The 25,050-nt window shown below is 69.8% G+C and carries 20 protein-coding genes and 1 pseudogene; 10 read left to right on the top strand and 11 right to left on the bottom strand.

Features of this window, described 5'->3' with window-relative positions:
- Nucleotides 1-231 precede the first annotated feature (231 nt).
- From ACFWRV_RS18710 to ACFWRV_RS18730, 5 genes are all read left to right on the top strand, one after another.
- The gene (locus ACFWRV_RS18710) at nt 232-1,512 is read left to right on the top strand and encodes an extracellular solute-binding protein (protein WP_384335829.1); all 1,281 of its coding nucleotides are present in this window, start codon (nt 232-234) and stop codon (nt 1,510-1,512) included.
- Nucleotides 1,513-1,666: 154 nt separating this feature from the next.
- The gene (locus ACFWRV_RS18715; protein ID WP_384335832.1) at nt 1,667-2,617 is read left to right on the top strand and encodes a carbohydrate ABC transporter permease; all 951 of its coding nucleotides are present in this window, start codon (nt 1,667-1,669) and stop codon (nt 2,615-2,617) included.
- A gap of 30 nt (nt 2,618-2,647) precedes the next feature.
- The gene (locus ACFWRV_RS18720; RefSeq protein WP_384335835.1) at nt 2,648-3,559 is read left to right on the top strand and encodes a carbohydrate ABC transporter permease; all 912 of its coding nucleotides are present in this window, start codon (nt 2,648-2,650) and stop codon (nt 3,557-3,559) included.
- Nucleotides 3,560-3,595: 36 nt separating this feature from the next.
- Nucleotides 3,596-5,338, top strand: coding sequence for a glycoside hydrolase family 43 protein (locus ACFWRV_RS18725; protein ID WP_384335838.1), 1,743 nt, complete (start codon nt 3,596-3,598; stop codon nt 5,336-5,338).
- A 77-nt stretch (nt 5,339-5,415) separates the two neighbouring features.
- Nucleotides 5,416-6,459 (top strand): LacI family DNA-binding transcriptional regulator, encoded by a 1,044-nt coding sequence (locus ACFWRV_RS18730; RefSeq protein WP_384335841.1) that lies wholly within the window; start codon nt 5,416-5,418, stop codon nt 6,457-6,459.
- 59 nt (nt 6,460-6,518) lie between these two features.
- Here the strand turns inward: ACFWRV_RS18730 and ACFWRV_RS18735 are convergent, their stop codons facing one another.
- The 5 genes and pseudogenes from ACFWRV_RS18735 to ACFWRV_RS18755 all read right to left on the bottom strand — a co-directional run bounded on the left by ACFWRV_RS18735 (nt 6,519) and on the right by ACFWRV_RS18755 (nt 15,169).
- Nucleotides 6,519-10,436 carry a glycoside hydrolase family 6 protein gene (locus ACFWRV_RS18735; protein ID WP_384335844.1) on the bottom strand — a complete coding sequence of 1,306 codons (3,918 nt, stop codon included), beginning with the start codon at nt 10,434-10,436 and terminating at the stop codon, nt 6,519-6,521.
- 541 nt (nt 10,437-10,977) lie between these two features.
- Nucleotides 10,978-11,454 carry an AbfB domain-containing protein gene (locus tag ACFWRV_RS18740; RefSeq protein WP_384335902.1) on the bottom strand — a complete coding sequence of 159 codons (477 nt, stop codon included), beginning with the start codon at nt 11,452-11,454 and terminating at the stop codon, nt 10,978-10,980.
- 18 nt (nt 11,455-11,472) lie between these two features.
- Nucleotides 11,473-13,800: pseudogene (locus ACFWRV_RS18745) on the bottom strand (AbfB domain-containing protein); the annotation flags it as partial.
- A gap of 335 nt (nt 13,801-14,135) precedes the next feature.
- Entirely contained in the window at nt 14,136-14,384 is a 249-nt protein-coding gene (locus ACFWRV_RS18750) for a hypothetical protein (protein WP_384335847.1), read from the bottom strand.
- A gap of 140 nt (nt 14,385-14,524) precedes the next feature.
- A complete protein-coding gene (locus ACFWRV_RS18755) occupies nt 14,525-15,169 on the bottom strand; it encodes a TetR family transcriptional regulator (protein ID WP_384335850.1) in 645 nt (214 codons plus the stop codon).
- A 118-nt stretch (nt 15,170-15,287) separates the two neighbouring features.
- Between ACFWRV_RS18755 and ACFWRV_RS18760 the strand changes: the two genes are divergently transcribed.
- Nucleotides 15,288-17,030 carry a CocE/NonD family hydrolase gene (locus ACFWRV_RS18760; protein ID WP_384335853.1) on the top strand — a complete coding sequence of 581 codons (1,743 nt, stop codon included), beginning with the start codon at nt 15,288-15,290 and terminating at the stop codon, nt 17,028-17,030.
- A 162-nt stretch (nt 17,031-17,192) separates the two neighbouring features.
- A complete protein-coding gene (locus tag ACFWRV_RS18765; protein WP_384335856.1) occupies nt 17,193-17,348 on the top strand; it encodes a hypothetical protein in 156 nt (51 codons plus the stop codon).
- Between the two features lie 329 nt (nt 17,349-17,677).
- Here ACFWRV_RS18765 and ACFWRV_RS18770 read toward each other — a convergent pair whose 3' ends face one another.
- Both ACFWRV_RS18770 and ACFWRV_RS18775 read right to left on the bottom strand, forming a co-directional pair.
- Entirely contained in the window at nt 17,678-18,271 is a 594-nt protein-coding gene (locus ACFWRV_RS18770; protein ID WP_384335859.1) for a hypothetical protein, read from the bottom strand.
- Nucleotides 18,272-18,643: 372 nt separating this feature from the next.
- Nucleotides 18,644-19,609, bottom strand: a complete 966-nt coding sequence (locus ACFWRV_RS18775) for a pirin family protein (protein ID WP_384335862.1) — start codon at nt 19,607-19,609, stop codon at nt 18,644-18,646.
- Nucleotides 19,610-19,755: 146 nt separating this feature from the next.
- On the opposite strand from ACFWRV_RS18775, the gene ACFWRV_RS18780 reads away from it, so the two are divergent.
- Both ACFWRV_RS18780 and ACFWRV_RS18785 read left to right on the top strand, forming a co-directional pair.
- The gene (locus tag ACFWRV_RS18780; RefSeq protein WP_384335865.1) at nt 19,756-20,121 is read left to right on the top strand and encodes a tetratricopeptide repeat protein; all 366 of its coding nucleotides are present in this window, start codon (nt 19,756-19,758) and stop codon (nt 20,119-20,121) included.
- Between the two features lie 112 nt (nt 20,122-20,233).
- Nucleotides 20,234-20,944 carry a hypothetical protein gene (locus ACFWRV_RS18785; RefSeq protein ID WP_384335868.1) on the top strand — a complete coding sequence of 237 codons (711 nt, stop codon included), beginning with the start codon at nt 20,234-20,236 and terminating at the stop codon, nt 20,942-20,944.
- A 151-nt stretch (nt 20,945-21,095) separates the two neighbouring features.
- Here ACFWRV_RS18785 and ACFWRV_RS18790 read toward each other — a convergent pair whose 3' ends face one another.
- Together ACFWRV_RS18790 and ACFWRV_RS18795 are read right to left on the bottom strand one after the other, a co-directional pair.
- Complete coding sequence (locus tag ACFWRV_RS18790) at nt 21,096-21,851, bottom strand: CbtA family protein (RefSeq protein WP_384335871.1); 756 nt, start codon at nt 21,849-21,851, stop codon at nt 21,096-21,098.
- 87 nt (nt 21,852-21,938) lie between these two features.
- The gene (locus ACFWRV_RS18795) at nt 21,939-22,154 is read right to left on the bottom strand and encodes a CbtB domain-containing protein (RefSeq protein WP_384335874.1); all 216 of its coding nucleotides are present in this window, start codon (nt 22,152-22,154) and stop codon (nt 21,939-21,941) included.
- A 266-nt stretch (nt 22,155-22,420) separates the two neighbouring features.
- On the opposite strand from ACFWRV_RS18795, the gene ACFWRV_RS18800 reads away from it, so the two are divergent.
- Complete coding sequence (locus ACFWRV_RS18800; protein ID WP_384335876.1) at nt 22,421-23,014, top strand: histidine phosphatase family protein; 594 nt, start codon at nt 22,421-22,423, stop codon at nt 23,012-23,014.
- Nucleotides 23,015-23,017: 3 nt separating this feature from the next.
- Here the strand turns inward: ACFWRV_RS18800 and ACFWRV_RS18805 are convergent, their stop codons facing one another.
- Both ACFWRV_RS18805 and ACFWRV_RS18810 read right to left on the bottom strand, forming a co-directional pair.
- Nucleotides 23,018-23,755 carry a 4'-phosphopantetheinyl transferase gene (locus ACFWRV_RS18805; RefSeq protein ID WP_384335878.1) on the bottom strand — a complete coding sequence of 246 codons (738 nt, stop codon included), beginning with the start codon at nt 23,753-23,755 and terminating at the stop codon, nt 23,018-23,020.
- The gene (locus ACFWRV_RS18810; RefSeq protein ID WP_384335880.1) at nt 23,752-24,732 is read right to left on the bottom strand and encodes a metallophosphoesterase family protein; all 981 of its coding nucleotides are present in this window, start codon (nt 24,730-24,732) and stop codon (nt 23,752-23,754) included. The genes ACFWRV_RS18805 and ACFWRV_RS18810 overlap by 4 nt, the downstream gene beginning before the upstream one ends.
- Nucleotides 24,733-25,050: the final 318 nt, after the last annotated feature.

The following is a 25,050-nucleotide window of genomic DNA, read 5'->3' on the forward strand; positions in this document are numbered from 1 at the left end:
GTCAGCCGTAATGACCTGACGAAAACACGCCACACAGCGGCGCCCTGGCCAGCACATCACAACTGTTTATCCACTATGAGTGGATTGGTTCGCTGCGTTTCAGCATTTTCATGGGATATGCGCCGACGACAGTCGGGAATTTGTCGATCGTTTTCGCGAAACTATTGACACCGATTTCGCGGGCCGCGACCTTGGTGCCCACTCATCCCGCAACTCTCCCGGAGGATCACCATGGGTCGTACGCGTGCCCGCAGAAGCGCCGCGGCGCTCGCCGCCGCCGTCTCGCTCGTCGCCCTGTCCGCCTGCGGCGCGGATGCCGGGGAGGCGGACGGAAAGATCACGCTGACCGTTGCCACGTTCAGCGACTTCGGCTACAAGCCTCTGATCGAGGAGTACCGCCGGAGCCATCCCGACATCGTCATCAAAGAGCGCATCTCCCAGTTCGACCAGCACCACAACCAGCTCTCCACGCAGATCGCCTCCGGCAGCGGGGCTGCCGACGTCGTCGCGATCGAGGAGGGCTACCTGCCCAAGTTCCGCTCGGTGAAGGACAAGTTCACCAACCTCGCCGACCACGGGGCGGCGAAGCGCGCGAGCGAGTACCTCGGCTGGAAGTGGGAGCAGGGCACCCTGGGAACCGACGACTTCGTGATGGGTTACGGCACCGACGTCGGCAGCCTCGCCATCTGCTACCGCAAGGACCTGTTCGCCCAGGCCGGTCTGCCCACCGACCGCGACGAGGTCGGAAAGCTCTGGCCCAGCTGGGACGACTACTTCGCCACCGGAAGGACCTTCCAGAGCAAGGTCGAGGACAAGGCGTGGTTCGACAGCTCCGGAAACATCTTCACAGCGATGATGAACCAGACGGAGTTCGGATTCTTCGACGCGAACGACGCGTACATCGGCAGGACCAACCCGAAGGTGAGCGAATTCTTCCGCGCCACCGCCGAGGCGACCGCGGACGAGCAGTCGGCCAACCTCCAGCCCTTCAGCCAGCAGTGGAACGCGGGCATCAAGCAGGGGCGTATGGCCACCATGACGTGTCCTGCCTGGATGACCGGACAGATCAAGACCGCCGCGGGCGAGGCCGACGCCGGCACGTGGGACATCGCCGCGGTCCCCGGTGGCGGCGGCAACTGGGGCGGGTCCTTCCTCACCGTGCCCAAGCAGAGCAAGCATGCGAAGGAAGCCGCCGCGCTGGCCGACTTCCTGACCTCAGCCGACTCCCAGAAGAAGATCTTCACCGGCCCCGTCGGGGCGCTGCCCTCCCTCGCCTCCGTCCTCGACGACCCCGAAGTGCAGGGCACCCGACAGCCCTACTTCAACGACGCCCCCACGGGCAAGATCTTCGCCGCCTCAGCCAAGAGCCTCCGGCCCAACTATCGCGGCACCAAGGACCAGCAGGCCCGCATCCCCTTCGGCAACGCCCTCCAGCTCGTCGAACAGGGCAAGGCCGACCCTCAGCAGGCGTGGGCCAAGGCGCTGGAGGAAGCGGACAAGAACCTCCGCTGACGGTCCCGCTCCCACCACGGCGGCGGCCCCGACCCGGGACCACCGTGCGCCCCCGGCGGCGCCGGACCGGCCTCCCCGCAGGGTCGGGCGCCGCCACCCGGGCCGACCGCTATCCACCTGCCCCGAGCCTCACCCGACCCCACGGAGAACGCGCATGGCGCTCCAGGTCCGCACCACCCCGGGCCGGACGAGAGACGGACACCGCACCGGCCGGAAGCGCCCGGAACGGCATCTGCTCCCGTACCTCTTCATCGCCCCCTTCTTCGTCGTCTTCGGGATCTTCGGTCTCTACCCGCTGCTTCAGACCTTCTGGGTCTCCCTGCACGACTGGGACCGGCTCGCCGGGCCCGGTGAGTGGGTCGGAGCCGACAACTTCACCCGGCTGCTGGCGGACTCCGACTTCTACACGGCGACGTTCAACACCCTGAGCATCTTCGTGCTGTCCACCGTCCCCCAGCTTCTCGCCGCCCTCGGCCTGGCCTGGCTGCTGGATCGCCACCTGCGCTCGCCCAGCGTCTGGCGGGCCCTTGTCCTGGTGCCCCAGTACGTCTCCGTCGTCGCCGTCGCCCTCGTCTTCTCCCAGCTCTTCGGCCGGGACTTCGGGATCGTCAACTGGGCTCTCGAAGGGCTCGGGATCATCAGCGAACCCGTCGACTGGACCGCCGACACGTGGAGTTCGCACCTCGCGATCAGCTTCATGGTGATGTGGCGCTGGACCGGCTACAACGCGCTGATCTACCTGGCCGCCATGCAGGCAGTCCCGCGCGAGTTGTACGAGTCAGCACAACTGGACGGCGCGGGACGTCTTCTGACGTTCCGCAAGGTCACTCTCCCCGCCATCCGGCCCACGGTCGTGTTCACCGTGGTCATCTCCACCATCGGCGGACTCCAGCTCTTCGCCGAACCCTTCCTCTTCGACCAGCAGGGCAACGCGGAAGGGGGCGCTGAGCACCAGTTCCAGACACTGACGCTGATGCTCTACAAGTACGGCTTCATCAACAACGACGCCGGCTACGCCTCAGCAGTCTCCTGGGTGCTCTTCCTCGTCATCGCCCTCATCGCCGCGGTGAACTTCCTGCTCGCCCGCCGTTCCGGCCGCAACTGACCCGGTCACCGGGGTCAACAGGAGATACGTATGGCTGTCAGCACACCCACCCGGGTCCCGCCCGCACGACAACGCGCCCGCGACGGACGCGGCCGGGCGGTGCTGCGCAAGGTGCCCCGGCGTCACGATCAGGCGGGTTCCGTCGCGTACGCACTGCTCGCCGCAGTCATCGCGGCCTCGGTCTTCCCGCTCTACTGGAGCGTCGTCGTCGCCTCCCACGACGACAACTCCGTGCTCGCCGGGTCCACCCCGCCCCTCGTGCCCGGCGGTCACCTGATCGAGAACATCCAGCGGGTCTTCGAACTCTCCGCCTTCTGGCAGGCCCTCGGCAACTCGCTGATCGTGGCCTCCACCACCGCCGTCAGCAACGTGCTGCTCTCCTCACTGGCCGGTTTCGCCTTCGCCAAACTCCGCTTCCCCGGCCGCAACATCCTGCTGGTGTGCGTGGTCATCACGGTCATGGTCCCCACCCAGCTCGGCATCATCCCGCTGTACATGCTGGTCACGGACATGGGCCTGTACGGAAAGCTCTCGGCGCTCATCGTGCCCGCCCTGGTCTCCGCCATCGGCGTCTTCTGGATGCGCCAGGCCGTCGAGGAGAACATCCCCGACGAACTCATCGAGGCGGCCCGGATGGACGGCGCGGGACTCCTGCGCACCTACTGGCACGTGGTCGTCCCCGGCGTACGGACCACGGCCACGGTCCTCGGCATGTTCACCTTCATGTTCGCCTGGAACGACTACTTCTGGCCGCTGATCGCCCTGCCGCCGGAGAACGGCACCGTACAGATCGCGCTCAACCAGCTCGCGGCCGGCTACTACACCGACTACACGCTGATGCTCGCCGGCGTCGTGGTCTCGGTTCTGCCCGTCCTCGTCGTCTTCACCGTCCTGGCCCGCCGGATCGTCTCCGGCGTGATGGCCGGCGCGGTCAAGGGCTGATCCGGCCCCGGCCACCCGACAACCTACGGAGTACCCATGACCGCCGCGCAGCGCCTCCGCGACCCGGAACACTCCCGACGAAAGCCCGACGGGACGTCGGCCCCTGGGGCCGCGGCGAACGGGACGATCACCAACCCCGTACTGCCCGGGTTCCATCCCGACCCGTCGATCCTGCGGGTCGGCGACGACTACTACCTCGCCACCTCCACCTTCGAATGGCTCCCCGGGGTCGCCGTCCACCACTCCCGCGATCTCGTCCACTGGCGTCCGCTCGGCGGGCTGCTGCGCGAGGAACGGCTCATCGACCTGACCGGGCGGCCTGACTCCGGCGGGGTCTGGGCACCCTGCCTCTCCTACACCGACGGCCTGTTCCACCTCGTCTACAGCGACGTCACGAATCTCTCCGGGGCCTTCAAGGACGTCCGCAACCATGTGATCACCGCTCCGGCGATCACCGGCCCGTGGTCCGACCCGGTCCCCTTCCCCTCCCACGGCTTCGACCCGTCCCTCTTCCACGACGACGGTCCCGACGGTGACGGCCGCAGCTGGGCGCTGTGGATGGAGTGGGACCACCGACCCGGCCGGCACCCCTTCGGCGGCATCCTGCTCCAGGAGTGGGACCGCGCCACCCGCCACGTCACCGGGCCGCTCCACCGCATCTTCACCGGCACCGCCCTCGCCCACACCGAGGGGCCGCACCTCTACCGCCGCGCCGGCTGGTACTACCTGCTGACCGCCGAGGGCGGCACCTCCTGGGCGCACGCCGTCACCGTGGCCCGCTCCCGGGAACTGACCGGGCCGTACGAGGCCGACCCCGCCGGCCCGCTGCTCACCGCCCACGGGCACGAGGACCTGCCACTCCAGAAGACCGGCCACGGCAGCCTGGTCGCCACTCCCGCCGGCGAGTGGTTCCTGGCCCATCTCATGGCCCGCCCACTCAGCCCTCTGGGCGCCTGCGTCATGGGCCGCGAATCCGCCATCCAGCGCATCGAGTGGACGGACGAGGGCTGGCCCCGCCTGGGCGGAGTTCCGCCGGTCCCGGCCGACGGGGCGGCTCTCCCCCGGCCCGTCGTCGTCGGCCCCGCCCTCGAACCGGAGCCCGTCCCCACCGCGCCGGCGCGCGACATCTTCGACGGCCCCGAGCTCGGCCCGGCCTGGGCGACCCTGCGCCGACACCCCGCCCCCTCCTGGCTGAGCCTCACCGACCACCCCGGCCGGCTTCGGCTGCGCGGCGGCGAGTCACTCGGCTCGACGCACCGCCAGAGTCTGGTCGCCCGGCGCCAGCAGTCCCCCGACTTCACCTTCGCGACCCGGCTGCACGCCGACCCCCGCTCACCGCTGCAGATGTCCGGCCTCGTGCACTACTACAACTCCACGCTCTGGCACTACCTCCACCTCAGCCGGGACGAGGAGCTGGGCCGGGTGCTGCGGCTCGGTGTCTGCGACCACGGCCACTACACCGAAGCGTGCGCACCCGTCCCCGTCGGCGACGGCCCCGTCGAGCTGCGCCTGACCGGCAGGGGCGCCCGAGCCCGGTTCTTCTGGCGGCCAGGGGTGCACAGCGGGTGGCAGCGGATCGGCCCCTGGCTGGACACCACCCGGCTCTCCGACGAGAGCGCCACCCGGGGGGACCCCGCCACCGGCCACTTCACCTCATGGGGGTTCACCGGCGCCTTCATCGGACTGTGCGCCCAGGACCTCACAGGGGCGGGCTCAGCGACCACCTTCTCCTGGGCCGAATACCGGCAGTCCCGCGACGACCGGCCCGACGGCGGGTGATCCAGGTGCCCGCCCCCCGGCCGTTACCCTTCCCGGGACGGCAGCAGAGCACCGACGAGGCGAAACGGACGGCAAGCATGACGGCGGACAGCACCGGCGCCACCGGCAGGATCACGCTCAGCAGCATCGCGTCCGTGGCCGGGGTCTCCGTCTCCACCGTCTCCAAGGTCCTCAACGGTCGCTCCGACGTGTCCGCCGAGACGAAGGGGCGCGTCGAGTCGGTCATGGACGACCTCGGCTACCAGCGCCGGCCCGCCCGCCGCCGGGGCAGCGTCGTCGACCTCGTCCTCAACGAGCTCGACAGCCTCTGGTCGGTGGAGATCATCCGGGGCGTCGACGAGGTGCTCGACGGGGCCGGGGCGAGCATGGTGCTCTCCGCGGTGCACGGCCGCAGCTCCAACACCCGGGAATGGCTGGACCAGCTCGCCGCCCGCCGCAGCAACGGCGCGATCCTCGTCGTCTCCGAACTCACCCCGCAGCAGCGCAAGCGGCTGGTCGCCATGGACATACCGTTCGTGCTGGTCGACCCGGTGGGCAGCGTGGACGCCCTGGTACCCACGGTCGGAGCGACCAACTGGGCCGGCGCCGTGAGCGCCTGTGACCACCTCATCGGCCTCGGCCACAGCCGGATCGCCCATCTGGCCGGTCCTCGGCAGCTGCTGTGCAGCAGGGCCAGGGCCGACGGCTTCCACGCCGCGATGGAACGGGCCGAACTGGCCGTGCCGGAAGGCTGGGTGTCGTACGGCGAGTTCAACGACCGCTCCGGACGGGAGGAGACGGCACGCCTCCTGGACCGGACCGCCGCCCGGGGCGAGGAGCCTCCGACCGCGGTCTTCGCGGCGAGCGACCTCCAGGCGCTCGGTGCGTTCGAGGTGCTCCGGGACCGGGGGTTCGCCATTCCCCAGGACGTGAGCGTGGTCGGTTTCGACGACCTGCCGGTGGCGCGCTGGACGCATCCCGCCCTGACGACCGTGCGACAGCCGCTCCTGGAGATGGCCTCGATGGCGGCCACCACCCTGCTGCGGATGATCGACGGGGAGCACGTGGAGACCCTCCGGCTGGAGATGGCGACCCAGCTCATGGTGCGGGGCAGCACCGCGCCGCCTGCGCCACGATCCTGACAGCACGAGGCCCCGTGCCGCACAGCGTGAACGGTGCGGCATGGGGCCTCGGCCATCGGTCAGCGGCCGTACACCTGGAACTCGTACAGCGAGATGCCGTACGGCGTCGCCCGCGTCTGGCCGAGCACGCGCACGTACCGGCCGGACCCGTTGACGTCGAGGGTGTCCGCCCCGCCGTCACCGGTCGTGGTGGAGTAAAGATCCTTCCAGGTACCGAAGTTCGGATCGTCGGAGACCTGAACGCGGTAGCCCCTGGCGTAGGCCGCCTCCCACGTGAGGACGACCCGGGAGAGCGCCTTGGAGGAGCCGAGGTCGACGTTGATCCACTGGTTGTCCTGGAAGGAACTGGCCCAACGGGTGGTGCCGTTGTCGTCGACGGCCTTGTCGGGTGTGACGCCGCCGTTCTCCGAGGACGAGGCCCAGGTGTTCCTGCCCTGGGAGAGCAGGGTGCCGTTGCCGCCGCCGACGGCCTCCGTGGTGACCGCCAGGGCCGCCGAGGCGGCCGACAGGTTGCCCGCCTCGTCCCGGGCCCGCACGGTGTAGCTGTACGCCGTGGCGGGGCTCAGCCCCGTATCGGTGTAGGTCGTTCCCGAGGGAGTGGCGACCCGGACGCCGTTGCGGAAGAGGCTGTAACCGGTGACGCCCACGTTGTCGGTGGACGCGCTCCACGCCAGGGTGACGCTGGTGGAGGTCTTGGCAGTGGACTTCAGACCGCCGGGCTCGGACGGCGCCTGCTTGTCCTCGGCCGGCGGCTCGCCGCCGTAGAGGTCGGCCAGGCTGATGCCCGTGGTGCTGTCGGCGCCACCGAGCCTGACCTGGTGGTCGAGGCTGACGAATTTGCCGCCGCTCTGCCACAGGGCCGGCTTGAGCAGAGCGTACTTCGCCTCGTCCCACGTCTCCCAGTCGTTGTTCAGAAGGCCGCCGGTGTCACCGGAGTTGGGGTTGAGGCACCAGAAGGTCTGGTGGATCTTGTTCTCGGCGATCAGGTCGCGCAGCGCCGTCATCCACTTCTGGTTCGGGCCGTTGTCCAGGAAGCCACCCCACTCGCCGATGACCAGCGGGGAGACGTTCTCCTTGTGCAGGTAGAGCCAGTTCGGGTCCCAGACGTCCCGTTCGAGGGTCTGGCGGTTCCAGTCGCCCTGGAACCAGGGCTGCGGGTGGACGAGCGGCCCGTAATCATGCGGCGAATAGACCAGCTGGTCCTGGTTCGCACCCAGGTCGACAGGGTGGTCCTTCGCCCCGCGCAGATTTCCGCCCCACCAGTTGAAGTGGTAGTCCAGCTCGGCCGTGGAGGACCAGGACTTGCCGGCCTTCGGGTAGATCTCGATGCCCTCGCAGAGCACCAGGACGTTCGGATTGATGGCCAGGATGCGCTTGCCGGCCGTTTCGCAGGCGTACTTGAAGTTGTCCTGGTCGGTCGAGGAGTCCCACTTGGCGCGCGGTGACTCGGACTGCTTGCCGTGCGGCTCGTTCTTCACGTCCATGGCGACGATGGTGTCGTTGTTCTTGTAGCGGCTGGTCACCCACTCCCAGCCGGCGTAGAACGACTCGGAGGTGATCGCGCCCTTCCACCACACCGGGTAGATGTGGCCGGAATTGTCGGCCTCGGCGCTGTGCACGTCCAGCATCACCTTGATGCCGTACTGCTCGCACAGGTCGAGCCAGTGGCCGAAGACCTGGAGGGTCGTCAGGTCCTTGAGCTCGGGGTTGGCGTAGGTGTTCACGCCACTCGGGACAGCGGCCTGGCCGTTCTTCCACTCCAGCAGCAACTGGGTGGAGACCGGGACCCGGACGATGTTGATGCCGCGGTCGGCCATCGACTTGGTGATCCTGGTGATGTTGCCGGACCACAGGCCGTGGAAGACGCGCTCGGTCGCGTTGAAGCCGAACCAGTTCGTCCCGGTCAGCCAGACCCTGTTGCCGTCCTCGTCGACGATCTGGTTGCCCGAGGTGTGCAGCCAGTCCTTCCCGCTGCCGGTGGCCGCGGCCTTGGTGCGCGCCGAGGCGGCGGATGAGGCGGCGGAGACGTTCCCCGCGGCGTCACGGGCGCGGACCGTGTAGCTGTACGCGGTGTCGGCGGTGAGCCCCGAGTCGGTGAAGACAGTCGCGGTCACGGGGGCGCTGTTGACCTTGGTCGTGCCTCGGTAGACGTCGTACCCGCTCACCCCGGTGTTGTCGGTGGCCGCCGTCCAGGACAGCGACACGGAGGTGGTCGTGGTCCCGCTCACCGTGAGGGCGGCGGGTGCGGTCGGCTCCTGGCTGTCCCCGCCACCGCCGCCCGGGTCGGTGGTGACGGCGAGCGCCGCGGAGGCCGGTGAGGTGTTGCCCGCCGCGTCACGCGCCCGGACGGTGTAGCTGTACGCGGTGCTCGCCGTCAGCCCGGAGTCGGTGAAGACCGTACCGGCGACGGCTGCCGTGTTGACCTTGGTGGTGCCCCGGTAGACGTCGTACCCGCTCACCCCGGTGTTGTCGGTGGCCGCCGTCCAGGACAGCGACACGCTGGTCGCGGTCTTGCCGGTGCTCTTCAGTCCCGTCGGCGCGCTGGGCGCCTCGGTGTCGCCGGTACCGGATGCGGGAACAGCCGGATAGGCGTTCTTCACCAGCATCTCGAACTGCTTGTCGAACCAGTGCCCGGCCAGCGGGGCGTCCGGCAGCGCACCCGTCTTCGCGCCGCCCGCGTTGGGGGCCGAGAAGTCGGGGTCGCACATCGGGTCCTGCCGCTTGCCCTCGTCGTTCGGGATGTCCTTGCTCGCCCCGTCCGACTCGCCCGGCGGCTTCACCCAGACGAACGCGTCGATGTGCGAGGCCGGGTAGCCCTGCGGGCCGGCCTGCGGTGGCGCGCCGAGCCCTGCCCCGGAGGTGTTGCACCACAGTCCGCGATGCGCCCTGCGGTCGATCCTGGACTCGCTGACGTACGTGTCCAGCGTGGTGCTGGTGCTCTCCCGGCCGGGACGGTCCGCGCCGCCCCAACCGTTGCGGGAGGTGTCGACGAGCATCCCGGTGGAGGCCGGCCAGCCCTGCGCCACCAGTTCCTTGTGGACGGCGGCGGTGAAGTCCGACTCGTCGAAGTTCCCGTTCCACTCGTAGTACTTGCCGCCCTTCACCGGCTGCCCGCCCACCTGCTTCGACGGGTCGGTCATGTACGGCTCGGCGACCGGGGTGTAGTTGGAGACGTTGGTGATCAGCCCGTCCACGCTCGACAACCCGGCGGTCGTCCCCTTGGCCACGTCGGTGTAGAGCCGCACGGTCTGGGTGAGGTTGTCGTCCCAGCCCAGCCAGCCGGAGTGGGCGAAGTCCATGTACGTGTACACGTTCGGGACGGCGCGCAGCTTGTTGAGCGCGTAGCGCACGGCGTCGACCTGGATCCCGCTCTGCTTGGCCGCCTGGCACTCCGGGTCGCCGGCGACGTTGGTCACCAGGTTGGGCAGCCCGTCGGGTTCGATCACCGTGGCGATCCGGATCTCCGCGTACTTCGGGTCGGCGAAGGCCGCCGCTATCGGATCGATGTACTCGCTCTTGTACCGGGCGAGTCCCTCCGCTGTCAGTGGCAGTTCGCCGTTCGAGGCGAGGGCTGCGCAGTCGCGCCCCGGCAGGTCGTAGACGACGATGCTCGCGGTGATCGGCTGCCCGGGCTTCTTCTGCGCGAGGGCGAGATCGAGGTGGTCGCGCAGGCTCTTGCGCCCCGCGTTCGCCGCACCGCCCTCGATGGCGGCGATCCGGTCGAGCCAGACGGCGGTCGGGTAGGTCTTGACCGTCTGCATCTTCGCCTTGAGCGTGGCGTCGGCCGTTTTGGCGATCGTGCCGTCCACCAACTTGGCATAGTCCGGGTTGACGTACGCGCTCGCACCGGCGAACGGGTTGTCGACGTGAGCCTCGGCCGCCGCGGCGGCCGGGACAGACGGGGCGAAGAGGCTACCGGGTACGACGAGGGCGGCGGCCGCCATCACTGAGGCCGTGGCCACGGCCAGGGCGGACACCGCGGATCGGTGTCGTAAGAAGAGTTTCACGAGGGTCCTTCGGTCGGCTGATGCGGCACGGTCTGTGCGGGCGCGGGCTGCCACGCCTTCGAGGTGTCCCATTCCGGCCATGTCGGCGGTACAGCGGTCAGCCGGGGCCGGGAAACCCGTCGCAGGGTTCGAGGAGAAGGTGGCGTCCCGAACGTCGGCAGCGTCCTTGCGGTGGGAGCGCTCCCACACGAGAAGGTGGCACACACCGGACGCCGGGGGAAGACACGCGTACCGATGAAACCGTTCCCGGCGTTCTTACCGGGACTTCGGAGGACGGTTTCAGGACACCGGTGTCCCGATCCAGGCGGTCGATTCCGATAGGACTACGCAGCCCCCTATGCGTCTACGCGTTCACCGCAAGCGACGCACCCCCACCCGCACCCCGCCACGAGCGACACCGTGACCGGGGTGGGCCCTCCCCCGGAGACGATGCTGTGCCCGCCCCCTGGGGGAACGGGCACAGCGGCCCGACCAGCGCTATCGGCCCGGTCGAATCATGCGACTTCAGTGGTCAGGGTGCCCACGGGGCTGCGAGAGTCCAGCTGCTGTCGGCGGTGAGGGTCTGCGGCCGATCGAAGCCGCCGCTGCCATCGCCGGAAGCAAGGTGCACCGCGGACTCGTAGTGGCGGATGTAGGAGCCGGGAATGTTCAACGACTCGAAGGTGACACCCGTTCCGCCGACCCCCGGACGGGCGCAGAACGTGGCGTCCTGGCGGAACAGCGCCGAGTTGTCGCCCGGCGAGTTACGCACCCGGCTGTCGGCGTGCCGCAGGAACTGACCGGGGAAATTGACCGACTCGAAGGAGTAGCAGGACGAGTCGGCGAGCCCGCGCCGCACGGTGTACGTCGCGTCCTGTTTGAGCGTGGAGCCGCTGCCGGCGTCGACGATCTCGGTGTAGGCCAGGCTGTCGGCATGCCGCAGGTAGCGGTTGGTGTGGCCCCACGTGGCCACGCGCAGTGACCGTCGCACATCGGTCGGCAGGACCACGGAACTGCGCCAAAGAGCGGGTTCGCCGGTGTTCCAGGTCGCGTCGGCGTTGAAGCCGGTGGGGGTGTCCCAGGCGTTCGGGCCACCACTGCGGGCCAGGTGGACGTCGTCGGCATAGTGCCGCAGGTAGCTGCCGGGGTAGTTGAGTGATTCGAAGGATGTGCCACCTGCGGCGAGTCCGGGTCGGCTGCACCACGTGGCATCCGCCTCGAAGGAGCCGCCGGTGGGCGCGTCGAGGCGCACCCGGCTCTCGGCGTGCCGGAGGTAGCGGCCGGGTTGGTTGACCGATTCGAACGAGTAGCAGCGCGGGTCGGCCAGACCGGCGACCGTACGGTAGGAGGCGTCCTGACGGGCGCCGTCGGCCGAGGTCGCGCTCAGCACATCGGTGCGGGCCGTCGAGTTCGTGTGCCGGAGGTAGCGGTCGGTGTGGCCGGCCGTGGTCACCTTGAACGACCGGACATGTCCGAGGGTGTGGCTCGGATTGGCGTTGAGGTTCCGCGAGGCGCCGATGAGGGCACTGTGTGCCGCGCGCAGTTGGTTGGTGTCGACCTTCTGTACACGCCGGTCGTAGGTGAGAAGTCCGTTGTACTCGCCCTCCACGTCGGTGATCTCGGTGTAGACGTAGGCGGACAGCCCCTTGGTGGTCATGAGCTGTTGTACGTCGCGGACCATGCCGGTGTAGCGATCGTTGAGCTGCTCCCGGCTGGACACCTGCTCGTACGCGAAGAACTGACCGTTGGGGCTGTACTCGTGGCCGGGGGTGCGCAGGCCGACGCCGCCGAACTCGCCCAGGACGGAGATGCGGGAGTCCGAGGGGCGTGGCGCGTCGGGTCCGGTGTAGACGTGCCAGTCGATCATGTCGCCGGTGCCCGGGTCGCCCTTGGAAACACAGCAGTTGTAGCCGCTGTGCGCGTTCATCAACCGGGAGGGGTCGTAGTTCTCCAGGTCGGTGGTGATGCGCTTGGTGGCGTTCAGGTCCCACTCGCCCCAGCCCTCGTTGAACGGGACATAGGAGACGACGGCCGGGGAGAAGCGGTGCTCGTCGATGATCTCGCGTGCCTCGGTCTCCAGTTGTGCGGCCTGCGCCGGCGTGCGGTTCTGGTCGAAGGCCGGCGTGGAGGGTATGTCCTGCCACACCAGCAGTCCGAGCCGGTCGGCGTGGTGGTACCAACGCGCGGGTTCAACCTTGATGTGCTTGCGCACCATGTTGAATCCGAGGTCCTTGTGCTTCTGGAGGTCGGAGACCAAGGCCGCGTCGGTAGGCGCCGTGTACAGGCCGTCCGGCCAGAAGCCCTGGTCAAGGGTGCCTATCTGGAAGACGAATTCACCGTTCAGAGTGGGGCGCATGACCCCGTTGACCATCTTCTTGCCGATCTCGCGCATACCGAAATAGCTGGTGACGCTGTCAACGGCGGCGCCGGAGGCATTGCGCAGGGTCACTCGCAGGTCGTAGAGGAAGGGGTCGTCGGGGGACCAGCGGCGAGCGTCGGGCACCGGTACGGAGAACTCGGTGAAGGCCCCGGTGGCCTGGCCGACCAGCTGGGAGCCGGACAGGGCTTCGGCCCGGACGGTGTGGCTACCGACGTTGCCGCGGGTGAAGACGCGGACCCGTGCCGTGTTGGTCGCCAGGTCGGGACGGATGTCGACCGAGTAGATGGAGGAGGCGGGGGTGGGCTCCAGCCAGACGGTCTGCCAGATGCCGGACGACGGCGTGTAGAAGATGCCGCTGGGGTCGTTCACCTGCTTGCCGACCGGCTGCTTCTCGCCTCGCCCGTCGGTTGGGTCGTAGACGCGCACGATCAGCTCGTTCGCCCCGCTCCTGAGCTGGGGCGTGATGTCGACCTCGAAGCGGTCGTAGCCGCCCCTGTGTGTGGTGACCTGGGCACCGTTGACCCAGACGGTGGCTTCGTAGTCGACGGCACCGAAGTGCAGTTGGACGCGCTGTCCGGCCCAGTTCTGGGGGACGGTGAAGGACCGCTTGTAGAACATCAGGTCACGGTTGTCGTTGCGCATGATGCCGGAGAGCGCCGACTCCACCGGGTAGGGCACGAGGATGCGCTCGGGCAGGGTCTGGCCCACGGGCGGTGCCGCGTTGCGGTTGACGTTGCCCGACCCGTCGACAGGCGGGTTGAGGAACTCCCATTCCCCGTTGAGCGACTGCCAGTCCGGCCGTGTCATCTGCGGTCTCGGGTATTCCGGCAGGGGATGGGTGGTAGACACCTGATCGGTCCACGGGGTGGTCAGCGGCGGGGCCTTGGGCACCACGGCGGCGGAGGCGGTTCCGGTGAGGAGAGGACCTCCGGCCATCACCAGCAGAGCCACCAGACAAGCGACGACGCGTCGCATCGAACTCCTCCAGGCAGGACGGCGCAGGACTCCGGCGCGTCGCGTGGCGAAGAGGTGTGGCCGCGTGCGGGGAATCCGTGCGGGGTTGGGTGAGAGGTGGAACGCAAGGAAGCGGGGGACGCCCCAAACCTCGTGCCAGGCAGGGACGTTGAAGCCGAGGCACCGGGAACGTAACACGGAACATACTCGAAAGGAATCACTCAGCAACCATCAACAATCAAACTTTCCAACCACTCAATACCGCTCGTCCACCGACCAGTTGCCTGCGAACACGACGCCGATCAGCAGGTGCCCGACGCGAAGCAGCGGATCGGGAAGACGCGTTGTCGTCAGCATCAGCCGCGAGGGCGGAGCCCGTACCGGCCGGCACCGCGCAGCAGGCCCCGCACCCTGTCCGGCAGCGCTCCGATGGATCGCTGGAGTGCGATCGCCTGCGCGAGCAGCCGGTAGATCCGCTCGGACAGGGCGGGATCCGCGTTTCCCGTTCCGAACAGGCTGTCCTCGACCTCGTCGATGTCGTTCGTCAGCCCGGGGACGACGGGCGCGCAGCCGTCGACGATCGTGTCGAGGAACGCCGTGAGCATCGCCTCGGGTCCGGTGCTGAGGAGCTGCGGTTCCGCTTAGGGGGCGTCGCGGGCCGCCGACAGGTCGGGCACATCGCCGTGCCGGACCGTGATGACGAACTGCGGCTTCCCTTCGGTCTGGATGCGGCCGTCGATGGTCGTCATCGAGCCGCCCCTTCGCCGCCATCGGCTCGCGGTACCGGGATCAGAACGCTCTGCACGGCAGGCCCGACGAGCGTGATCAGCCTTTCGCGTTCCGCCTCGCTGAGAGTGGGAACGCCGACAACGCCCCGTCCCACCACGAGCCCGACGAGCATCGACGACACGATCCCGACCCGGAGCGTCACGTCGTCGTCCGGGGAGCGCGACGCGAGAGCGTCCACGAGGAGTCGTTCTTGGAGGAACTCGCGGAGTTGGCCGTTCGCCCCGTCGTTGGCGATGGCTCCGCGGAGCATCGCCATGAGCGGCTCCGAGCTCCGTACATCCTTCTCCCACACGTCGAAGAAGGCGCGGACGACGCGTTCCCCCAGGCCGTTCTCCTCGCCCTCGAACGCGGCGCTGAAGCGTGTCAGCGCGTCCGCGGGAACGGACATGACGGCGGCGAACAACTCGTTCTTGGAGCGGAAGAACTGCATCACCAGCGACGCGTCCACCCCGGCGTCGGCCGCGACCCGCCGGATCGTGGTCGCGGTGAAGCCGTCGGTCGCGAATCGGGCGCGGGCCGCGGCGAGGATTGCCTGCCGCGTCGAGTTCGGCCCCGGTCGCCGTCCGCGACGGGCGGTGGTCGGATTCGTGTGAGCGGTCATGACCCAAAACTACTGCCCGATCACTAACTCAACAGCTGTTGAGTTATCGGATTCGCGGACGTACGCTCGATTCGTCGGCAGAAACCGCCTGCGGACGGAGACATGCGAGGAGCTCACCATGAGTGACATCCACCAGGTATTCACGCCCTCCCAGCCCCTCGAGCAGGGCGCTCGGTACGGAATCCTGAGCGGCTTCGAGCCCGGCACCCGGACCCTGGCGGCGGGCTTCCAGATCGCCCCGCCGTTCAAGCCGCTGCCCGTGGAGATCGTGTTCGAGAAGGATGTGGCGGTCACCCTTCGTGATGGCGTGACGATCCACGTGGACCTCTTCCGGCCCGCCGGGGCCGAGCGGGTGCCGGTCATCGTGGCGTGGAGCCCGTACGGCAAGGGCCAGGGGACCTCCGCCAGCGTGATGGGCATCTTCGGCATGGTCGGGCTGGACAACGGGGTCGTCTCGGGCCTGGCGAAGTTCGAGGGACCGGACCCGGCGTACTGGTGCGCGCAGGGCTACGCGATCTGCAACCCCGACATCCGGGGCGTCGTCGACTCGGAGGGCGACAGTGTCCTGTGGGACCGGCAGGAGGGCCGGGACTGCTACGACCTGATCGAGTGGCTGGGTGTCCAGGACTGGTGTACCGGCAAGGTAGGCATGAGCGGCACGTCCTATCTCGCGGTCTCCCAGTGGTTCACCGCGGCCGAGCAGCCCCCGCACCTGGCGGCGATCAACCCGTGGGAGGGCGTGAGCGACGTCTACCGTGACCTGGTGATGCGCGGCGGCCTGCCGGACACCGGGTTCGCCGAGCAGCTCCAGAACAACAGTTTCCGGGGCAAGGGCCGGCGGGAGGACATCCTCGCCGAAGCCGAGCAGTGCCCCCTGATGAACGAGCTGTGGGAGAACAAGATCCCGCAGTTCGAGAAGATCGACGTGCCCGCCTATGTCGTCGCCAGTTACTCCAACACCTTGCACACCGCGGGCACCTTCCGTGCCTGGCGCCGGATGGCGTCCGAGGACAAGTGGCTGCGTGTCCACAACAGTCAGGAATGGCCCGACTACTACGACGCGGAGAACACGGAGGACCTGCGCCGGTTCTTCGACCGCTTCCTCAAGGACGAGGACAACGGATGGGAGCAGACGCCCCGCGTGCGCTACTCCCTCCTCGACCTCCAGGGCGGCGACGAGGTGAACGTACCGGCGGACCAGTTCCCGCCGGCGGACGTCACCCCGGTGAAGTATTACCTCGACGGGCTCTCGCGGGGCATGGCCACGGCAGGGCCCGCCGTCGGGGCGACGGCGGACTATGCCGTGGGCGCCAACCCGGGCCAGGTGTCGTTCGTGACGCGCTTCGACCAGAAGACCGTGCTGGTCGGTTACCCGAAGGCGCATCTGTGGGTCGAGGCGGAGGGCGCGGACGACATGGACCTGTTCCTCCTCATCCAGAAGCTCGACGCGTACGGCACGCCGCTCCAGGCGTTCACCGTGCCCAACCACAACGCGCGGGTGCACGACGTCACCGAGCACGGAGCCTCGATCCTGCGCTACAAAGGGGCGGACGGACGGCTGCGCGTCTCGATGCGCCACTTGGACGAGAAGCTGTCGACCGAGGACGTCCCCGCCCACAGCTTCGACCGAGTCGAGAAGCTCTCCCCCGGCGAGATCGTGGACGTCGAGATCGACCTGCTCCCAGTCGGACTCACCTTCCGCCCGGGCGAGCAGCTGCGCCTCGTCGTCAGCAGCCGGTCACTTCTGGGCACGATGATGCCCGGAAACCGCGAATACACCACGCCCCACGGCGGTCGCCACATCGTCCACACCGGAGGCGACCGGGCCTCGTACCTCCAGCTGCCGGTCATGCCCGCGTGACCGCCCTGCGCACGAAGGGTCCGCCCTGCCCTGCCCGGCAGGGCAGGTGACCGACCGTGCCGGGCAGGGCTTGGTTCATGCACGGGCGCCGCGGCGATCGCGCCGGGCGGGGCGATCTGCCCCACCGGGTGGGCCGCGGCGAACGGGGACGCCTCCGCCCTGGTGGACGCGGCCGACACGCTGAACTGTGACGAGTTCGCGTTCGCCTCCACCTACAACAGCGGCGGCATGTCATCCGCCGAGGGCGGCCTGAACCCCGCCCTGCTCCCGGGCGGGACCACCCCGACGGGTGCAGCGTGTATCGGCACCTACGCCTAGAAGCACGGCAGCATGGTCCACCTGTTCTCCCTGAACGGCACCGACCCCACGTTCAGCGAGGTGTGCGGCCGATCGGCCATCTCCGGCATGCACAACCAGGAATCCATGGGCAACCACTCGCGACGTTCATGCGGGACATGCGGATCATGGACAAGGACGCGTACTGGCTGGACACACGGATGGATGACGCCGGCACCTGCACGTACGGCATCGGCGGCGGTCAGCCGGTGATCTGCAAGCTGGCCGCGGAGTAACACCCCTGGCCTCAACGGCATCGGCCCCCACCCTGCGATCGAGGTGGGGGCCGGTCGCATGTACGCGGCAGACGGTCAGGCCGGAGCGATGAGGACACCGGGAAGGTCACCGGCCTCCACGGCGTCCCGGTCGATGGCCACGCCCGTGTAGGCGCCCACGGCGGTGAACACCAGCCCGGGCAGGCGCTCGCCATGCTCCTCGAAGTACGCGACGACTTCAGCCTCACTGGCCTCAGGCATCGACGGGAACACCGCGCCCGCGGCGGTGAGGGCGGCATCCAGAGCCGAGCCCTGCCCAGTGTCGGTGCCGAACTCAACCCGGTACGCGCAGGCATCGGGCGCATGGATGATCACCGGAGCGCTGAAACGGTTGGCGGTCAGGCAGAGGATCGCTTCACCCTCGCAGGGAAGCATCGACTCGGCCTTGCCCCGGTAGCCGGTCGCCCTACCCCAGTTCTCCAGCACGTACGTCCACTCACCGCACGTGCCGTACATGGCGACGTTGAGGTGAGAGGAGGGCCGGCCCGGCTGCCCGGCCGGTGCGCGCAGCTCCCTGCACGGAGTGCGCGCGGCCAGCTCGTCGAGGCCGGCGCCCAGGTTGATGAGGAACTCGTCGGTCTCCACGCCCCGGGCCAGGGTCAGCGAGATACCGCCGAGCATGCCGGGCAAGCCGATGAAGGGGTGTGGTGGTGTGCGCCGATCCACGCGATGCCGTCACTCATGCCGGTCAGACTATCGGCCGCTACCGGCGGCGGTCCTGGTGGTGGCAACGGGCCCGGACGGCACCGTCTGCGCAGGCCGTCAAAGCCAGCAGAACCGTCCTCGTGCCCTCGGTCGGCAAACGGGAAAATCCTCCGCAACTGCCGCCAGAAAGGAGACGGCCCCACACGCCGTCCAGGCCGTCGCCATCATGCACAACCTCGCCATGACAGGCTGAACCACCGGGTCAAACACCACTGTGCCCCGCAGTATGCGGATCGGGGCTTCGCCATGGCCGTCGCCAGCGGCGGAGCGGCCAGACCGTCTTTAGGTTTCCCCAGGTCAGCGCACTCGCCCGCGCGCCTTCAGCGGGGTCGTGGGCAGTTCCGGGGCGGACAGCCGGGCGCCGTCGTAGCCCTGCACCTCGCCGAACCGGGAACCCTCCTCCCAGTCCTTTCGCGCCTGTACGATCTCCTCACCGGATCGGGCGATGAAGTTCCAGAACATCACGAGCTCCTCCTCGAACGGCTCGCCGCCCAGGAGCATCAGCCCGGCGTCGGAGGCGGCGCGCAGCGGGAGTTCGGTGCGGCCGCAGCCGAGGTAGAGCATCGAGCCGGGGAGCACGGGTACGCCGTCGACCTCGGCCTCGCCCGACATGGACAGGACCGCGTACTCGAAGTCGGGGTTCAGGGGGAGGCGGGCCTCGGCGCCACCGGTCAGGGACACGTCGGCGCCGACGATCGGGGTGTACGCGGTGCCGGGCGAGGCCGCCCCGTCCAGTTCGCCGAGGATGACGGTGGCGGCCAGGCCGGGGGCGGTGACGACGGGCAGGTCCGTGTGGTGCTGGAAGTGTGGCTCGATGTTGCGGTGGGCTTCCGGGAGGGCCACCCAGAGCTGCGCCCCGTGCAGGAGCCGGGCATGGCCCTTCGGGCTCTCCTCGGAGTGGCTGATGGCGCGGCCCGAGGTCATCAGGCCGAGCTCGCGGGGGCGTACCGTCTGCAGACTGCCGAGGCTGTCCCGGTGGAGCACCTCCCCGTCGTGGAGCCAGCTGACGGTCTGGAGGCCCATGTGCGGGTGCGGCGGGACCTGCATGCCCGGCTCGTCGGCGATGTCGTCCGGCCCGTAGTGGTCCACGAAGGCCCACGCGCCCACCATGCGCCGGCCGAGGTTGGGCAGCAGGCGGCGGACCTCGGTGCCCTCGCCCAACTGAACGCGGCGCGGGGCCAGAAGCTCACGGACGGGCTCGGCGACGACGAACCCCCGGCCTCCGCAGACGGAGGGCGCGGCCTGGCGATCGAGATTGCTCATGGCGCTCAACCTATTCCCGTGGGGGCGTGAGGCACCGGGTCCCACGCCAAAATTTTAGTGGAATGTTCAACCATTGTGCGGTGTTGTCATGGCTGAACGTACGGCGGGGCGGTCCGGGAGCGGCCCGCCCACACGAAGGAGGGCACGTGAGCGAGACCGAGACCTACTACGAGTTCGGCACCGCCGCCGACCGGTGGGACCGGGCGCAGATGTTCTTCGAGGCCAAGGAGTACCTGACGGCCGCGCGGATCCTGGGCGGACTCGTCGAGGAGGCGCCGGAGCAGGTCGCGCCGCGGCTGCTGCTGGCCCGCTCCTACTACCACTCCGCCCGGCTGGGAAAGGCCGAGGAGGAGCTGCGCAGGGTGCTGGAGCTCGACCCGGTGGAGACGTACGCGCACCTCATGCTGGGCCGGACCCTGGAGCGCCAGGGGCGGAACGCCGACGCGGCGCCGCACCTGCGGATGGCCGCCGCCCTGACCGGCGACTTCGGCCCCGGTGCCGCGCGCTCCTGAGCCGCCGCCGCACATCACCGGCCGGGCCCGCATCCCTCGGTGCGGGCCCGGCCTCCTTTACCCGTCGGTACGAGCATCGGACAATGCGATCTCCAGGACGAAGGGGTGGGAGATGCACGGATCCAGGAGCGCCGCGTTACGCCCGGCGCGGTCGGCCGCGTCACCTCGGGTGCGGTCGGCCGCGCTGCGCCGGGCGACGTCGGCCGCGCTCATCGGGCTGGCCGTGGCGGCTTCGGCCGGCTGCTCCGGCAGCGACGACGGGCGGGGCGGGGAGGCGGCGGAGCAGACCGCTCGCCCGCCGGGTACCCACAGCTGGACCGGCAGACCGTGCGACCTCCTCGCGGGCGCGGCGCCCGCCGAGGGCTTCAGCCTCGGCAGCACCACCGACTCCGCCTCCCCCGACGCCCGGGAGGACATCGGCGAGAACGGCACACGGCCGCTCTACCGGCAGACCGGCTGTCTCGCTGACCTGAAGGCCGCGGACGGAGAGTTCTGGAAGCTCAGCACCACGGCCTCGGTGTACGAGGACCCCGAGCCCGCCCGTCACGCCTACCGCGTCAAGGAGGATCTCGACCGCGCTCACGGGCGCGGGCCCGAGAGGGTGCACGACGCCGCCTACGCGATACCGGCCGACGACCGGGGCCGTCCCGGCCGCACCCTCCTTCTGTGGAACGGGGACCTCGTGCTCACGGTCTCCGCGTACGCACCGCACGGGAGCACGGAACGCGAGGTGCGGGAGGACCTCGAACGGATCGTCGGGAACGCGGCACGCCGCACGGAGGACGGCCTGCGCGATCACGCCGCCTCCTCCCCCGCCCCCTGACACCCCGCCACCTGCGAGATCGCGGCGATGCCCATCATCGTCGCTACCCGCCATCAGCCCCGCCCGCACGCGGCAGCACCCGCCGGATACCTCCCGGCGGGTGCTGTCGCGTGCGTGTCCGGTGCGTCAGTGCGTGCGGGTGCGAACGGGCTCAGCTCACCGCACTCATGGCGCGAGGCGTCGCCGCACGTGCGCCGGGCGTCAGAAGCCGTTCGGTGAGATGACCGAAGACGATGCCGAAGGTGCTCCACAGCGTCGCCTGGACCGCCAGCGTCGACAGCCGGAACTCCCACAGCAGTCCGGCCGGGAAGTCCTTGCCCACCTCGTCGAAGGAGGGCAGGAAGGCATAGGCGAGGCCGATCAGCAGGACGAAGCCGGCGGCGGCCGCGATGCTCGCGTTCCAGTTGCCCAGACGCGGGGCGAGCCGCTTGCCGATGATGACGGCGGCGACGGCCAGCAGCACGCTGAGGGCGACCATCAGGAAGAACAGAGCGGTGCGCTTGCCGATGGTGTCGGGGTTGCCGACGGCAGGCGGGTTCGCCGGGTACTTGAGGAACGGCACGACGTAGACCGTGAGCAGCGCGGCGCCCGCGATCAGCGCCGCTGTGGCCCGGGGGCCGAAGCCGCCGATGCGGCCCAGGGCGTAACAGAACACCAGGGCGGCGATCCCGCCCACGGCGACGCCGAAGACCAGGACGCCGGTGGCGAGTCCACCGGTGGCCTGCATGGTGCGGCTGACCAGTTCCTCGCCGCCGCCGTGGTCGTGGCTGCGGGCCTCTTCGAGGGCGATGGCCGCGTCCACCTGGGACTCACCGAGGAAGTAGGCGACCACGAGCGCGAGGGCGCCCGCGATCAGGCCCGCGAGCATGCCGCGCACGAGCAGGGCTCTGACAGATATGGAGTTCACGATGGTTTCCTGATTTCTCTTGCTTGCCGCGTCCGCCGATTGCCTGGGGGATGATTCCCTTGCGGGTCCCCTGGTTTCGCAGGTGTCTCAGTGGCAGGGGAAGCCGAGCAGGTGGCGGCCGTCGTGAACCCACTCGTGGACGCCTTCGCCCGATATGAGTGCGGTGGCGCCCTGTTCGGCGCCGACGAAGTACAGCAGGACGAGCATGAGAATGCCGAAGAAGACCGCCCACGGGGCGAGGGCCTTCGCCGAGATCGGGGTGATCTCGGATGTCCCCGTTGCGGGAACGGCGGACTGTGCCATGGCAGTACCTCCTGTGGGAACACGCGTCCCTGTCGTGGTGCCTCAGACGAAGGTGCCGGGTCTGACTTCCCGCCCGAAGGCGGGTTCACAGTGGCGCGACCGTGCCGGATTCTCAACCGGACTTCCGTCACACCCTCGTCATGGTCGACGTGACCATACCGCCTGTACGCAGGCGCCGCCATGGTCAAATGTGCAGCGTCACGGAGCACGGATTCCTTGGGGCGACAGGGCTGCGGTCCCCCGGACGCAGGGTTGAGGGCAGGGACATGACAGTACGGGTGATGTTGATCTCACCGGCGATGAACGCGGCGCTGCGGGAGGCGCGCTTCGACGGCGACTCCCCCCTCGACCGGTCCGGCCGGGAGAGCGCGCGGGCGGCCGCCGGCGCGGTGCCGGCGGCCGGGCTCGCGTTCAGCGGCCCCTCCGGCCGGTGCCGCGAGACCGCCGAGGCGCTCGGCCTGGGGGCGGCACGGACCGAACCGGCCCTCGGCGGCTGGGACCTGGCGCGCTGGGCCGGCCGCCGCCTCGACGAGGTGGCGGCCGCCGAACCCGCGGAGGTGGCCGCCTGGCTCGGCGACCCCGCGGCGGCCCCGCACGGTGGCGAGTCGCTGCGCGACCTGGTCGGGAGGGCCGGGGACTGGCTGGACTCCCTCGGCGGACCGGACGCACCCGGCGCGAGCATCCTGGCGGTGGCCGAGGCCGCCGTCGTCCGGGCGGCGGTCGTCCACGGCCTGCGGCTGCCGACGGAGGCGTTCTGGCGGCTCGACGTCGCCCCGCTGACGCTGACCGGACTCAGCGGGCGCTCCGGCCGGTGGAACGTCGGGCTCGGACGCCCCCTGACCGCTCCCCCGGCCGGCTGAACGTCACATACCGGCGCCCGCACGCCAGTCGGGCCGGACCAGCACGGCCGTGGCGACGATGTCGTCCTCGATCCGCCAGCGCCCGTGAAGCGTCGTCGGCAGGGCCGGGTCGGTGAGGAGCAGACGGGCGGTGAAGGTCCCGTCGGCGGTGAGGTGACCCCGGTGCCCTTCGCCGCCGACCGGGCCGCCCACGTCACCCACGCCGTCTGCCCGATGGAACGTCAGATCCGCCTCGGTGAAGTCCAGTTCGACGCCGGTGACCGGGTACCAGGTCTTGAAGACACTCTCCTTGGCGCTGAACAGGAGACGGTCCCAGTGGATGGCGCCCGAGCCTTCCGGCATCTGCGGCCCGATCCGCTCACGTTCGGCCGGCAGGGTCACCAACTCCCGTACGCCGTCGGGGAGCGGGGCGTGCGGCTCCGCGTCGATGCCCAGTGACAGCACGTCCGTCGCACGGGCCAGCGCGGCCGCGCGGTACCCGGCGCAGTGGGTGAGGCTGCCGACGATCCCCTCCGGCCACAGGGGTCTTCCCCGGTGGCCGTGGAGCACGGGCACGGGCGGCAGGCCGAGTCCGGCCATGGCGCGCCGGGCGCAGGCGCGGGCCGTCGCGAAGTCGTTCCTGCGTTTGGCCACGCTCTTGGCGACCAGCGCCTCCTCCTCCGGGAAGAGGGTTCCGTCCGGGACGCTCTCCGCGCGGGTGGCCGCGCAGGAGACGTCGGCGGTCAGCAGCCGCTCGATCACGAGGAGCCTCCGGGGATGCGCCGCTGGGCGGACGGTTCCGCGTCGGTGCCGGCCGCTGGGGCGGGTTCGCCCTCGTAGGGGAGGATCTGCCGCAGCAGGCCGCGCGGATGTCCCCGCTCGCGCCACTCCCTGGGGTAGCCGATGGAGACCTCCTCGAAGCGCACCCCGTCGTACCAGGTCGTACGGGGGATGTGGAGGTGGCCGTAGACGACGGCGGTGACGTTGAAGCGGCGGTGCCAGTCGGCGGTCAGTTCGGTGCCGCACCACTGTGCGAACTCCGGGTACCACATCACCGACGTGGGTTCTCGGACGAGCGGCCAGTGCCCGGCGAGGACGAGCGGTATCCGCGAGTCGTGCTCCGCGAGACGGCGTCCGGTCTCGGCGACCCGGGCCCGGCACCAGTCGTCCCGGGTCGGGTAGGGGTCCGGGTGCAGGAGGTATTCGTCGTTGCAGACGATGCCCGACTCGTGTGCGACGGCGAGCGACTCCTCCTTCGTGTGCGTTCCCGGGGCGCGGAAGGTGTAGTCGTACAGGAGGAAGAGCGGCGCGATGGCCACCGGTCCGTCCGGGCCCGGCCAGAGCGGGAAGGGGTCCTCCGGAGTCGACACTCCGAGCTCCCGGCAGAGCTCGACGAGGTGGTCGTAGCGGGCCTGGCCGCGCAGTTGGACCGGGTCTCTGGCCACGGTCCACAGCTCGTGGTTGCCGGGGGTCCAGATCACGTGGGCGAAGCGTTCGGCGAGGAGTGCGAGCGCCCACCGGATGTCCTTCGGCTGCTCCGCCACATCGCCCGCCACGATCAGCCAGTCGGCGTCGGACGTCGGATACAGGGACTCGACGATGGGCCGGTTGTCGGTCACCGCCGCGTGCAGGTCGCTCACGGCCAGCAGACGACCCTCGCCCCGCTGTCGGGACCCGTCGCCCGGGGACGGTGCGGCGGCGGGAGCACCGTGCGGTGCGAGGTCGCTCGGAGGAGTCATGGGCGCTGGGTTCCTGATCTGTCGGCGGTCGTCCGGCTCCGTCCGCACGGTGGGGAGCCCCTGGGAACGTAGCCTCTCACGCCCCCCTCCCGGCTCTCCCGGGGTTTCGGGGTGCGGCCACGTCGCGGGGAGGGCGGCCGGGCGGTGGGAGACGTTCCGTCAGTCGGGGGCCGTGGGCCGGACGGTCGCGGCCGGCGCGACGGTGCTCACGCACAGGACGGCCGGCAGGAAAGCGAGCACCGGCACGGGACGGCCGGATCGGCGCGGAGAGACGGAGCCCCGCACGGGCCCGAGCGGGTTCGCCGTTGGTTCGGCGCT

The sequence above is a fragment of the Streptomyces sp. NPDC058576 genome, from assembly GCF_042718715.1.
Taxonomy (GTDB): domain Bacteria; phylum Actinomycetota; class Actinomycetes; order Streptomycetales; family Streptomycetaceae; genus Streptomyces.

What these genes read in the sequence shown, in the direction of transcription:
- ACFWRV_RS18730 (WP_384335841.1), top strand. Translation starts at nt 5,416, where the DNA reads ATGACGGCGGACAGCACCGGCGCCACCGGCAGGATCACGCTCAGCAGC.
- ACFWRV_RS18795 (WP_384335874.1), bottom strand. Translation starts at nt 22,154, where the DNA reads ATGGCACAGTCCGCCGTTCCCGCAACGGGGACATCCGAGATCACCCCG.
- ACFWRV_RS18810 (WP_384335880.1), bottom strand. Translation starts at nt 24,732, where the DNA reads ATGACTCCTCCGAGCGACCTCGCACCGCACGGTGCTCCCGCCGCCGCA.
- ACFWRV_RS18725 (WP_384335838.1), top strand. Translation starts at nt 3,596, where the DNA reads ATGACCGCCGCGCAGCGCCTCCGCGACCCGGAACACTCCCGACGAAAG.
- ACFWRV_RS18775 (WP_384335862.1), bottom strand. Translation starts at nt 19,609, where the DNA reads ATGAGCAATCTCGATCGCCAGGCCGCGCCCTCCGTCTGCGGAGGCCGG.
- ACFWRV_RS18750 (WP_384335847.1), bottom strand. Translation starts at nt 14,384, where the DNA reads ATGCTCACGGCGTTCCTCGACACGATCGTCGACGGCTGCGCGCCCGTC.
- ACFWRV_RS18720 (WP_384335835.1), top strand. Translation starts at nt 2,648, where the DNA reads ATGGCTGTCAGCACACCCACCCGGGTCCCGCCCGCACGACAACGCGCC.
- ACFWRV_RS18715 (WP_384335832.1), top strand. Translation starts at nt 1,667, where the DNA reads ATGGCGCTCCAGGTCCGCACCACCCCGGGCCGGACGAGAGACGGACAC.
- ACFWRV_RS18760 (WP_384335853.1), top strand. Translation starts at nt 15,288, where the DNA reads ATGAGTGACATCCACCAGGTATTCACGCCCTCCCAGCCCCTCGAGCAG.
- ACFWRV_RS18755 (WP_384335850.1), bottom strand. Translation starts at nt 15,169, where the DNA reads ATGACCGCTCACACGAATCCGACCACCGCCCGTCGCGGACGGCGACCG.
- ACFWRV_RS18800 (WP_384335876.1), top strand. Translation starts at nt 22,421, where the DNA reads ATGACAGTACGGGTGATGTTGATCTCACCGGCGATGAACGCGGCGCTG.
- ACFWRV_RS18785 (WP_384335868.1), top strand. Translation starts at nt 20,234, where the DNA reads ATGCACGGATCCAGGAGCGCCGCGTTACGCCCGGCGCGGTCGGCCGCG.
- ACFWRV_RS18710 (WP_384335829.1), top strand. Translation starts at nt 232, where the DNA reads ATGGGTCGTACGCGTGCCCGCAGAAGCGCCGCGGCGCTCGCCGCCGCC.